Raw genomic sequence first — 13,225 nt, 5'->3', positions numbered from 1 at the left:
TCATAAAGGGGAAACCAAATATCAAAATATAGAAGATAGAGTGAAAACGTTCATTCTTAACAGTAATCATTAATTAGTAAAAGTTATGAGCAACAGAATATTATTAGTAGAGGACGATCAGAGTTTTGGGGCGGTGCTTAAAGATTATTTGACAATCAATAATTTTGAAGTAACTCTTGCCACTGATGGAGAGCAGGGACTTAAAGAATTTACAGAAAATGAATTCGACATCTGCATTTTTGACGTAATGATGCCTAAAAAAGATGGGTTTTCATTAGCTGAAGACGTAAAAAAGATTGATAAAAATACACCTATCATTTTCCTTACTGCAAGAAACATGAGAGAAGATATTTTGAAAGGATACCAACTGGGAGCGGATGACTATATCACAAAACCTTTTGATACCGAACTTCTTTTATATAAAATTAAAGCTATTCTTCAGAGAAGCTCTACACTGGAAAATGAAGAGCAGGAGCAGTTCAAGATCAGCAATATCTTCTTCGATTCTATGCTTAGACAGCTGAAAGTAGGCGACAAAGAATACAAGCTTTCTCCTAAAGAAAACGAATTGCTTAAACTTCTTTGCATCCATAGAAACGACTTCATGCCAAGAGATCTTGCTTTAAGAAAAATCTGGAAAAAAGAAAATTACTTCACCGCAAGAAGTATGGACGTGTATATTGCCAAGCTTCGTAAATTGTTGAAAGACGACGAAGGATTGGAAATTATCAACGTTCACGGAGAAGGATTTAGACTTTTAGTAAAAAATTAGTCCGAAAATCAAATTATAAATATAAAATTAGCAAAACAATTGAAAATGTTTTGCTAATTTTGTTTCATACCCATGGATATGAAGAATACATTTATAGGTTTGATCACCGTATCACTATTAGCAACATCTTGTAAAAAAGATGAAAGAGCAACTTATTTAAAAGAAGAAGCAGGCGTTACGCAGCCCAATGTAGCTTTAAACAGCACTTCTAAAACAGCATTAATGGAACAGGCTGGAATTCCGTCTACTCCCAACCCCTCTCCTATGGCTACCGCGCCAGGCATGAACCCTCCACACGGACAACCCGGCCACCGCTGCGATATTCCTGTAGGACAACCTCTAAACAGCCAACCAGCCAACAATACTGCTCCTACTCCTCAAAGCATTAATGTAGGAGGAGGAACTAATACCATTCAGATTGATCCTAATTCAGTATCACCTGGAAAAATTACGATCGACAACAACGGCAAGCAGGTAAAAACAGCTCCGGGGATGAATCCTCCTCATGGGCAACCGGGACACCGATGTGATATTCCTGTAGGCCAACCACTCAACAGTAAACCAGCACCGGCACCACAACCCGCTCAAAATGCAGTTCAGGTAACTCCAACTCCGACACCAGCTCCAGCATCACAAAACATTGCAATGGGCGAAAAACCCAAAGCAAATCCAGCACATGGAGAACCTTGGCACAACTGTTCGGTAAAAGTTGGTGATCCATTGCCATAAATTTCTTATTTTTGCAGATATGAAGCTGTTTCACATACTTGCAATAGTGTTTTGCTTAGGAGTCTTTCTGATTCCTAAGGATAACTTCTATGCGCAGGGTATGCAAGAAACATGTTGTAAAGCGGAATCTTCCAAGAAGAGTGACTGTTGTAAAAACCATTCTTCCCAAAAAAACAAAACCCAGGACAAGACCAAATCATGCAAAGATGATTGTTGTTCGTCATGTGTTGCCTGCTACACATTCATAGAAACTCCGTTTTCAAAAAATCTACGTTTGGAACTGTCTTATTACAAAGCGAATAAGAATCCTCAGTTTCATTATTCAGATCCTTATCTTTCAGACCGTTTAAAGGAAATCTGGCAACCGCCCAAGATAGGTTAATTAAATATTATGTGTTCATTATGCTCTATAATGAACTGTTTTTTAATTAATTTAAACTTTTAAGCAAAATGAAATTATATATTTCCAGGTTATTACTTGGTACACTATTCTTATTTACACAATTCGTATCGGCTCAAACTCTTTCAAAAAATCAGTTCAAAGTAAAAGGGAACTGTGAAATGTGCAAAACCAGAATTGAAAGCGCAGCCAAAAAAGCAGGTGCAAAAACTGCCGTTTATTCTATAGATCTTCAAACATTGACGATAGAAACAGACAACGTATCTCCAGATGATGTTTTGAAAAAAGTAGCTGAAGCAGGTCATGATAATGAAAAATTCAAAGCCCCTAATGCAACCTATGAAGGACTTCCGGGATGTTGCCACTACGTTAGAGATGAGCAGACGTCTCAGGCAGATGCACATCATGAGCATCATGTAAGCACTAATACTTCTGTTAAAAAAGATAATGAATTCTATGTAAGAGGTAATTGCGCTTCATGCAAAGCCAGAATTGAAAGCACAGCCAAAAAAGCAGGAGCAGATCTTGCAGAATGGGATGCAGAAAAGCAAACAGTTACTCTAAACTTCGATCCATCCAAAACCTCATCAGATAAGATTCTAAAGGCGATTGCTGATGCAGGTCATGATAACGAAAAGTACAAAGCTTCAGATGCGGTTTACAATGGTTTACCAAGCTGTTGTTTATATGACAGAGAATTTACTTTTGGAGAACCTAATCCCAAGGTACATTATGAAGAAGGGGGAAAGCATGATGATCATACAAACCACGAGGCTACAGCTGCAAAAGAAGATCATTCTCAGCATGAAAAAAGCATTGACGGCGTTGTAGTAACAGGTTCTAAGGCCACTACAGCATTGAGCAAAAAAGAAACAGGACTTGTATTTAATATTGATAAAAAAGAACTGTTGAAAGCTGCGTGCTGTAATCTGTCTGAAAGTTTTGAGACCAATGCCACTGTAGATGTTTCCTTCAGCAATGCTGTTACCGGGACAAAACAGCTTAAAATGCTGGGTCTGGATCAAAAATATACCAGTTTAACAAAAGAACAATTGCCTGAAATCAGAGGATTAGCTTCTGCTTACGGACTCAATTTTATCCCTGGAAGATGGATTGAAAGTATTCAGCTTACTAAAGGGGGAAGTACTGTTACAAACGGTTATGAAAGTATTACAGGGCAGATCAATACTGAACTTCTGAAGAATGCAAAGACTCCCGAAACGTCTTTAAATCTCTTTTCAGATTTTAATGGAAGAGCAGAAATAAATATTACCAATGTTTCTCCGATCAACGATAAATGGTCGCAGACTTTTCTTCTTCACGGAAACGGAACTTTCGGAAATACGGATATGAACAAAGACGGTTTCTTAGACAGACCGAAAGGGAGCCAAATCAATGCTGCTTATTTGCTTAATTATAATGACCTTGAAAAATCAGGGTTCGGTTCTCACTTTGGGATCAATTTCATCCGTGATGAAAGAACTGCAGGGCAGATTGGATTTGATAAAAAACTTCCTCAGGACAAACAGTCACTTTATGGTGTTGGAATTGATATTTCAAGATTCCAGGTATGGAATAAGACTGGATATGTTTTTAAAGGAAAGCCTTATCAAAGTATCGGTTGGATGAACCAATATGTTTACCATCAGCAGGACAGTTTTTTTGGACTTAGAAATTATAACGGACAGCAGCAAACGTATTATTCCAACTTGATTTTCGAAAGTATCATCGGGAATACCAACAACAAGTACAAGGCTGGTGCAAGTTTCTTATATGACGGTTATAAAGAAACCTATTTAACGGACGATATAAGAAGAAACGAAATTGTACCTGGGATTTTCGCTGAATATACTTTAACAGGTTTAAAATATACTTTAGTAGCAGGAACCAGAGTGGATTTTCATAATCTGGCAGGAACTCAGTTTACACCAAGACTTAATTTCAAGTATGATTTCACACCTCAGACTATCTTAAGACTTTCTGCGGGAAGAGGTTTCAGAACAGCGAATGTATTTGCAGAAAGCCAGCAGTATTTTGCTTCCAACAGAGCGATCAATATATTGCCTAATGGAGGAAATATTTATGGTTTAAAACCTGAAATTGCATGGAACTACGGAGCGAGTTTACAACAGGAATTCAAATTATTCGGAAGGAAATCCAGCATTATTGCCGACTTCTTCAGAACAGATTTCCAGGATCAGGTATTGGTAGATCTAGATAAGTCTCCACATCAGATTACGTTCTATAATCTTGACGGAAAATCGTTCGCGAATTCATTCCAGACCCAATGGGACTTCATGCCTGTTAAAAACCTTGAAGTACGACTAGCGTATAAATATTATGACGTACAGGCAGATTATATTGGTGGAAGAAGAGAGGTTCCTTTTATGGCAAAACACAGAGGATTTGTGAATCTGGCTTATTCAACCAACAAAAGTGACAAAGGGGCGTTCTGGAGCTTTGATACGACTTTGAACTGGGTAGGAAAACAAAGGCTTCCGGATACTTCAAGCAATCCGGCAGAATTTCAGCTTCCGACGTATTCTGAGTCTTACGCGGTGCTTAATGCTCAGATCTCAAGAAATTTCAATAAAAAGATCAGAGCATATGTAGGTGGTGAAAACCTGACTTCGTACTATCAGAAAAATGCAATCGTAGATTTTAAGAATCCTTTCGGAAATTATTTTGACGGAGGAATGGTATACGCTCCTATTATGAAAGCAAACTTCTATGTAGGACTGGATGTAACGTTCTAATTCAATAGCATCTGATAGATCTATCTTCAAATAAAAAAGCAGTATCAAAATTGATACTGCTTTTATTTTTATCTTCCAAAGTCATCCTGTACTCTTACGATATCATCTTCATCTGAAGGATTGGATGCATCTGTATGTTGCCAAATCTCAGCTACGATTCCCCAGCCTGTAAGACCAATTAATCTGTGTCTTTCTCCCTGCTGAAGCTTTACCTGATCTTTAGGGCCGTAATCTCCTAATTCACCTTCTTCATCTGTATTGCTTCTTTTGATTCCTACCGTACCTTCCACAACTTGCCAAATCTCGGCTCTTCTGTGGTGATACTGCCAGCTTAATCTTGCTTCCGGAGCAACGATAAGAATTTTCGGGCTTAGCTTCCCTCCTATTCTCAAATTATCTACATCAATACCATCGAAATATTGGTTGGCAAAATCCTGCGCCTGGTTTTCATCTATTACAAAAAAACCTCCCCATGGTCTTGTATCATCTTTTGCTGCGATATTAAAACCTTGTGTCTGCAGCATTTTCTCTACTCTCTCGAATATTTCTTTTTTTTCTGTACTCATACAGTTTGATATTTATTTTGAATTAAAAAATTATTTGCTTGATTCGTCTTTTGACATTGAATATGGAAAATCTTTTTCCTGTGAACCTCTTTCTTTGTTGGGTTTGTTATCCATTTTAAAATCTAAAACAGCTCCCTTCAGCAATTCTTTATGGCTCAACCAATTTTTGGAATAAGGCTGTTGATTTACATTTAATGATTTTACATATAAATTATCAGCCGTGTTTTCCGGTGCTTTTATTTCAATTTTCTTACCATTTTCAAGATGAATGGTAGCTTCTTTAAACAATGGCGCTCCTAAAACATACTGATCTGTTGCCGGCGTCACCGGATAAAACCCAAGAGCTGAGAAAATATACCATGCGGAAGTTTGTCCGTTATCTTCATCACCACAATATCCGTCAGGAGTAGCATGATATAATTTGTTCATTACCTGTCTTGCCCAGTATTGCGTTTTGTAAGGTGATCCTGCATAATTGTACAGATAAATCATGTGTTGGATAGGCTGATTTCCGTGAGCATACTGTCCCATATTCATGATCTGCATTTCTCTGATCTCGTGGATCACGCCTCCGTAATAGCTGTCATCAAATACCGGAGGTAAAGAGAATACCTCATCTAATTTGGCTTCAAATTTCTTTTTTCCACCCATCAGCTCTGCCAGACCGTCAATATCCTGGAAAACCGACCATGTGTAGTGCCAGCTATTTCCTTCTGTGAAAGCATCTCCCCATTTGAAAGGATTGAAAGGCTTCTGGAAATTCCCGTCTTTATTTTTACCACGCATTAACCCTGTTTCTTTATCAAACAGATTTTTATAGTTATAGGCTCTCTTTTTATAGATATCAATTTCTGAAGCCGGCTTTCCTAATGCCTTTCCTAATTGATAAATTGAGAAGTCATCATAAGCATATTCTAATGTTCTCGCAGCATTTTCATTGATCTTTACATCGTAAGGCACATAGCCTAATGTATTGTAATATTCTACTCCTGCACGGCCTACCGCTTCTATAGGACCTGCATTATTTGCGCCATGTTTTACTGCCTGCCAAAGTGCTTCCGTATCATATCCACGAAGTCCTTTTATGTAAGCATCTGCTACTACTGACGCAGAATTGTTTCCAATCATAATATTGGAATATCCCGGGCTGCTCCACTCTGGAAGGAATCCTCCTTCTTTATAAGCATTTGCCAAACCTTCCTGCATTTCCACATTAATACTTGGATATACTAAGTTCAAGAAAGGATATAAAGCTCGGAAGGTATCCCAGAAACCTGTTCCGGCAAACATTTTTCCTTCTTCAATTTTTCCGTTGTAGGGACTCCAGTGTTTTATTTTGTTCTGAGCATCTACCTCATATAATTTTTGTGGGAAGAATAACGTCCTGTACAAAGACGAATAAAAGGTTCTCATCTGCTGATCTGTACCTCCTTTTACCTCTATTTTTCCTAAAGTTTTGTTCCAGATATTTTTAGCATCGGCTTTTACCTGTTCAAAGTTTTTGGTTCCGATTTCTCTCTTAAGATTCAGTTCGGCCTGTTCAAAGCTGATGAAAGAAGACGCTACTTTGGCGTAAACGGTTTCTTTATTTTTAAGTTTAAATCCTACGACAGCGCCTGTATGATCACTGGTAATTTCTAACTGATCGTTTACCAGTTTATCATCTTTCCAGGTTTTTGTCAGTTCAAAATCTTTATCAAACTGAATGACAAAGTAATTTTTAAAGTTTTCGTATTTCCCGGTAGAATATCTTGTTGTATACCCCAGAATTTTTCTTTCTTTCGGTAAAATCTTGATGTAAGAGCCTTTGTTCAAGGCATCAATAACTACATACGCACTATCTGTTTTCGGAAAATCAAATTTGAAAAAAGAGGCTCTTTCCGTAGGCGTAAATTCGGTCGTAACATTGATGTCCGCGAGATAAACACTGTAGAAATAAGGAGTAGTCACCTCAGCTTTATGGCTGAACCAGCTTGCCCTGTCTTCTTCTTTAAATTTCAACTTTCCTACTCCCGGCATAATGGCAAATGCGCCATAGTCATTCATCCATGGAGAAGGCTGGTGAGTCTGCTTAAATCCTTTGATTTTATCGGCATCGTAAGTGTATGCCCATCCGTCTCCCATTTTACCGGTTTGAGGGGTCCAGATATTCATTCCCCATGGAAGTCCAACTGCTGGATAGGTATTTCCGTTGGATAATGAGGGTTTGGATTGAGTTCCCATCAAAGGATTCACATAATCTACAGGAGATGCATTCTGACCAAAGGCCCAGGCTTGTAGTAAAACAAAGCAAGTAGAAAATATAAACTTCATTGTATCTTTTCGTTTGTTAATTTATATACGCTTTTTTTAATGCATAGCTGGCCGCTCCAAGAATGGCGGCATCTTCAAATATGGCAGAAATTTTAACCTGCAAGTTAATATTATTCTTTGTTAAATTCTGAATAAATCTCGACTCAAAATAAGGATAAGCTTTAGCAATATTTCCTCCTATCACTAATGCTTCAGGTGTATAGCGATCTACATACTTCACAATAAATTCAGAGAAAGAGTCTGCATATTCATCGAATATCTGTTTCTGAATAGCTTCCGGTTTATCCAGTAAATCTTTAGTTCCCGAAATTTCTTCTCCTGTAAGCTCTTTATAACGGTTCACAAACCATCGGGTTGCCAAATAATCTTCAGCGATAGATTTTTTAAAAGGAGAATCCCATAAATCTTCATCAGTAGCCAATTCTCCATTGAAGAATGTTGTTCCTAATCCTGTTCCCAGCGTCACTCCAAAAACCTTTTTGAAATTTTGTGCGCATCCGCCAAACACTTCTCCTTCCATAAAGGCAGCTGCATCATTTACAAAATGGATCTGATCCTGAGAAACAGCCAATCTTTTAGCTAATTCTTCTTTAATATTGATTTCATAAATATCAATGAATTTTCCCTGCTGCATCAGCGATATTCCGTTTTCGTAATCAAACGGCCCCGGCATTGCAATTCCTATTAAAAGATCTTCTTTTACAAGATCATGGGCAACTTTTTCTATGGCTGAAACCCATGCAGCGAAAATAACCTCTCTGCTATCAAAAGAATTAACATGCTCCCTTACATACGTTGAAGAAATGATCTCACGTTTCTCAGGATCTACCTGCGCCAGTGTGATATGAGAACCTCCAATATCGATTCCTACTATATTTTGCATTATTTTATATTTTAAATTCAAGCTCTTCTCTATGACTGAAAAAACAGACCAGCAGGAATTAATGTCCTGCATGTCTGTTTTATATCTCAGTTTTTATTACTTTCAGATCAATTGTATCTGAGTTTTATTTCACAATGATTTTACCGGATGATATTACCTTATTGCCAGAAGCTGTGATTCTGTAAATATAAGTACCACTGATTAAATCCTGTGTATTCATCACATTATTATTTTGATTAATATTCTGTTTTTTCAATAATTTTCCTGAAACATCAAAAACCGATACCTCCGCTGCTGAACTACCAGTAATTGTAAAATGAATATCACTTCCTCTTTTTACAGGATTTGGATAAGCAGCATTGCTTTCTTTAGAAGTTTCAATATCCTTTACGGATAAAGAAGCTGTACAAGGAACATCTGTTCTCCAGTTAGCATCCGTCATACTTACCAGAGTGGCAAAGTGTGTGTTTGAAGTTGCATCTAAAGCTCCAGTTCCACTTCCTTCATCCATTTTCCAATTGGCTTCAAGGCCTGCAGAGTTGGCAGGAACGTTACAGCTGTTGCTCAGGATTTCCTGTGGTGTTAACGCTTTTTTCCATACTCTGAATTCATCCAGGAAACCATTGATTGTACGGGAATTGTCGTAATTTCTTCCTAGATAGAGGATGCCATTGGCGGTAAAATTACCTGTAACCGGTGCACTGGCATCAAGCGTACCATTAACATATAGCTTCATGGCAGTTCCATCATACGTTGCTGCAATATGGTACCATGTATTGGTATTAAATGTGGCATTCGTATTAAGTTTCACTTGTGAAGATCCAAAACTTAAGATAAACTGAAGTTTGTTATTCGCCAGATTCCCGTCTCCAAATCTAAGCATAGCAGAATTATTGTCTCCTACTTCAATCCCCATAACCGATGAAATATAAGGGAACCCTGATTTAAAAGCATTTACTTTAACCCATCCTTCAAACGTCACCGCATTTCCACTCAGGTTAAATTGTCCTGCATTAAGGTAGTTTGTACTTCCATTGAAAGCCAATGATCTTGCGCCCGGACTTGTAACCGGAGCGAAACCGCTGTTGAATGTACCTTCTCCGGAATACGTACTTGTAGTACCTCCATTACAAGCTGCCTGCACTTTCCATACATAATTGGTATTGGGAGTCAGGTTTTGTAATGCGTATGTATTCGTGGTGATGTTCTGAATTTCAGACCATGCTGTAGCGGCTGTCGTTTTGTACTGTAGTGTATATGAAGATGCAGTACCGGCATCCCATGATACTTGGGCTGTATTTCCAAGATAACTTCCGGAAGTGAGTCCTGAAGGCGTGGCACATCCGTTTCCGGAGTTGAATCTTGGAGCAAAAATATATGTACTTGTTAATGTCGGTGAGCAATTGGACTGTATTCTCCAGTCATAATCTGTATTCAGAGTTAGGTTATTCACCATAATATTATTACCTGAATAATTGTTGGCTATGTTGGTCCAAACTGTTGAATTGGCAGGTTTATAATCAATATTATAAGATTGAGAAGCATTGGAAATCCAGTTCAGCTTAGCAGATGTTCCTGTTACGTTTGAAACATCAAGACCTAAAGGCGGATCACAGGTTTGCCCCTGAGACCAGGAATAAAGCTGCCCGCTTAATGTTGTATTTTCGTTGTAGAGAATATTGGAACCTGTACTCAGATAATTGGCTACGTTGGTTCCTCCCAAATCATACCACATAAACACTCCATAGCCATCATTTTTTGAACTCGTTGCTAAATTGGCTAATGTTGCAGCAGAGGTAGAGCTTGAATTAGAATTTTGAATCCATGTTGCAGCCGCTGAAATTTTGGTTTTATCCAATGGAGGAACAACAGGTGCATTATATGTACTGTACATGGCGTTCCAGGTATAGTTGATATAATTTCCTGCCAGATCTCCGTTGTAGGATTGTCTTGTTGTAGCTGGTCCATAGTAATAGAATGTGATCAGCTTATCTGGCATCGCCGCTTTTAATTCCTGCAAAAGCATTACAAAAGAACTGTTATTGGGCTGTCCTGTTCCGTTATTTCCATATCCTGCATATTCATCATCAAGATCTACACCATCCAAACCATAGGTATATACTGTATTGGCAACCTGTAAAGCAAAATCTTTAGCAGCTTCACGGTTAGGAAAATTCGAAATTCCCGCTCCCTGGTGATTCCCCAGAAGATCCAGCAATACCTTAATTCCTTTCTGTTGTAAAGGTTTTACATAGGTATTAACGTCATTCAGTACTTTGGTGACGTTATTGTTATTCGAAATATATGCTCTGCCTTTCGAAACATCGTAATTAATATTGGCGGCAAAAATTATTGCCACATCAAAAAGCTGTCTGTTGGTGTTCTGCAAGGTGTAAGAACCTGCATTCAGCGGATTGTTGTTGTTTACTTCCACATAACATATTCCTAATGGATTAAGCTGTTGTGCTTTGAGCAATGGAGCTGTCTGAAGCATCAGAGCCATCAAAGGAATAAAAAAGGATTTTTTTCTCATAGTATATCAATTTTATAGTAGGAAAAGTCATTGGGACTGAGCCCAATGACTCGTTTCATTATTTTATCATTAGTTTTTCTGTCTGTTTCAAGCTTCCATCCTGAGATTCGAACTGAAGAATATAGTTTCCTCCTGAAAATCGGTTCAGTTCATATGAATTATTGCCAGCATTGAGCAATCTCGTATCTATTACTCTTCCATTAAAATCATAAACTACTAGTTTTCCTCCGCTGTATTCATCTGGAACAGATATCGTAAGTACGGATGATGTACTTGCCGGATTAGGATATAATTTGATTTGATTTCTACTGTTTACCTGTACTGCCTTTTGGCTTACCCCAGTTCTTGCTGATACTGAACTTCCTGTTGCACAAGGCAGATCTGTTCCCCAGTTGGAAGCATCAACACCTGTTAATGTTAAGCTAGCTCCATTTCCTGAGCTGTCCTGAACCGTGGAACCACTTCCTTCATTAAACTTCCAATAGGCTGCCAATGAAGAGGCCGGAACTGATACATTACACATATTTTGACCAATCTCTGTCTGAGTTAATGCCCGTTTCCAAACTCTTACCTCATCTATTTTCCCATTAAAATTTCGGGATGTATTGTACAAATATCCTACGTTGAATGCTCCGTTGGAGGCAATACTTCCGCTTTGCGCTTTAGTAGCATCCAGGGTTCCGTTGATATAAATTTTCATATTGGCTCCATCATAAGTTGCCGCAACATGATACCATGTATTGGCATTCAAAGCTGTTGCTGAAGCCAGTTTTTGCTGAACATTATTGATGCTTACCACAAACTGAAGTTTATTATTGGCAAGACTGGCATCTCCCAATCGTAAGAACGCAGAATTGCTGTCACTTACTTCTGTTCCCATGATAGAAGAAATATAAGGAGAAGCCGATTTGAATGACGAAGGTTTGATCCAGCCTTCAAAAGATAGTGCAGAACCACTCAGGTTAAGATTTCCTGCTGCTCCAGACTCTGTACTGCCATCCAGAGATAACGTATATGAACCTGTAGGAACAGTTCCTGAACCACTGTTAAACCTTGGAGCAAACATATAAGTGCTTTTTACACTGCAATTGGTTCTGATTCTCCAATCATACTCAGTATTGGCTGTCAGTCCTGAAACGGTTACAGAAGTAGAGCCGGTTGCCGATACAGCATTCGTCCAGATAGTTGAAGAAGCTGGCTTATAATCAATATCATAAGTATTGGTTCCGACTGCAGACCAGTTCAGTTTTGCACTTGTTCCTGTCAGATTACTGGTGTATAACCCGATTGGAGCATCACAATTTGTACCTTGTGTCCACGATTGTAAAGTTCCGCTTAGCACTGTTGGCTGTCCATACAGTGTTTGAGTTCCTGCTGAAAGTTGTGCTGCCTCATTAGTTCCGTGAAGATCATACCACATAAATACTCCGTATCCGCCATTTTTTGTCTGTGTTGCCAAACTGGTGGTTGTAGAATTGGAAGTATTTCCCATCCATACCGCGGCAGGAGAAATCTGTGCTTTGGTGAGCGGAGGTACATTGGGAGCTGAGAATGTTCCATACATTGCGTTCCAGCTGTAATTCACATAATCTCCTACTCGGATTCCGTTCCAGGAAAGTCTTGAAGATGCGGGACCATAATAATAGAAAGATATTATTTTATCCGGCAAAAGAGCTTTCAGTTCCTGTACAAGCATTACAAACGAGCTGTCATTAGGCTGCCCAGTTCCGTTTTGTCCGTAATCGGAGTATTCATCATCAAAATCAATTCCATCTAAACCGTAAGTATTCACTGTATTGGCAAGCTGCTGCGCAAAATCTTTAGCCGCTTCACGGGTTGGAAAATTACATATTCCTGCTCCCTGATGGTTTCCCAAAACAGTTAACACCACTTTAATACCTTTCTGCTGAAGGGGCTTTATGTAGGTATCTGCATTGGTAAGCACCTTGGTTACATTATTATTAGAATAAAGATAGGCTCTTCCACGGCTTGTATCGTAATTGATGTTGGCCGCAAAAATATTCACCACATTAAACAGATAGCTGTTTGATGTCTGCAGTTTGTACGCTCCTGCATTCAGGAGGTTGTTGTTGTTCACTTCCACATAGCATATTCCTGTAGGATTAAGCTGCTGTGCATTAAGCAGGGAACCGGATTGAAGCATCATGGCTGTCAGTACGGTAAAGATGGATTTTTTTTTCATTGTATAATCTTTTGGTGATGTTTTTCAGTGTTAAAATTTTATACAGCAATCCCCTGATATTCTTCTTTTT

Annotated in this window: 8 protein-coding genes; 3 read left to right on the top strand and 5 right to left on the bottom strand. The window is 38.6% G+C overall.

The window, feature by feature from the left end:
- Positions 1-85 precede the first annotated feature (85 nt).
- The 3 genes from ACL9RH_RS16160 to ACL9RH_RS16150 all read left to right on the top strand — a co-directional run bounded on the left by ACL9RH_RS16160 (position 86) and on the right by ACL9RH_RS16150 (position 4,657).
- On the top strand, positions 86-772 hold the full coding sequence (locus ACL9RH_RS16160; RefSeq protein ID WP_002982671.1) for a response regulator transcription factor: 687 nt from the start codon (positions 86-88) through the stop codon (positions 770-772).
- 78 nt (positions 773-850) lie between these two features.
- Positions 851-1,501, top strand: coding sequence for a hypothetical protein (locus tag ACL9RH_RS16155; RefSeq protein ID WP_422694645.1), 651 nt, complete (start codon positions 851-853; stop codon positions 1,499-1,501).
- 450 nt (positions 1,502-1,951) lie between these two features.
- The gene (locus ACL9RH_RS16150; RefSeq protein ID WP_422694393.1) at positions 1,952-4,657 is read left to right on the top strand and encodes a TonB-dependent receptor domain-containing protein; all 2,706 of its coding nucleotides are present in this window, start codon (positions 1,952-1,954) and stop codon (positions 4,655-4,657) included.
- Between the two features lie 68 nt (positions 4,658-4,725).
- Here ACL9RH_RS16150 and ACL9RH_RS16145 read toward each other — a convergent pair whose 3' ends face one another.
- The 5 genes from ACL9RH_RS16145 to ACL9RH_RS16125 form a co-directional block, all read right to left on the bottom strand.
- On the bottom strand, positions 4,726-5,223 hold the full coding sequence (locus tag ACL9RH_RS16145; protein WP_422694392.1) for a phosphoheptose isomerase: 498 nt from the start codon (positions 5,221-5,223) through the stop codon (positions 4,726-4,728).
- A 30-nt stretch (positions 5,224-5,253) separates the two neighbouring features.
- Positions 5,254-7,536 carry a GH92 family glycosyl hydrolase gene (locus ACL9RH_RS16140; protein WP_422694391.1) on the bottom strand — a complete coding sequence of 761 codons (2,283 nt, stop codon included), beginning with the start codon at positions 7,534-7,536 and terminating at the stop codon, positions 5,254-5,256.
- Positions 7,537-7,552: 16 nt separating this feature from the next.
- The gene (locus ACL9RH_RS16135) at positions 7,553-8,419 is read right to left on the bottom strand and encodes an ROK family protein (RefSeq protein WP_422694390.1); all 867 of its coding nucleotides are present in this window, start codon (positions 8,417-8,419) and stop codon (positions 7,553-7,555) included.
- A gap of 124 nt (positions 8,420-8,543) precedes the next feature.
- A complete protein-coding gene (locus ACL9RH_RS16130; protein WP_422694389.1) occupies positions 8,544-10,952 on the bottom strand; it encodes an endo-beta-N-acetylglucosaminidase H in 2,409 nt (802 codons plus the stop codon).
- A gap of 58 nt (positions 10,953-11,010) precedes the next feature.
- A complete protein-coding gene (locus ACL9RH_RS16125; RefSeq protein ID WP_422694388.1) occupies positions 11,011-13,155 on the bottom strand; it encodes an endo-beta-N-acetylglucosaminidase H in 2,145 nt (714 codons plus the stop codon).
- Positions 13,156-13,225 lie beyond the last annotated feature (70 nt).

The sequence above is a fragment of the Chryseobacterium sp. Mn2064 genome (genome assembly GCF_049319685.1).
In the GTDB taxonomy this organism is placed as follows: Bacteria; Bacteroidota; Bacteroidia; order Flavobacteriales; family Weeksellaceae; genus Chryseobacterium.
The sequence above is the reverse complement of the archived record's forward strand: the minus strand, read 5'-3'. Positions and strand labels throughout refer to the sequence as shown.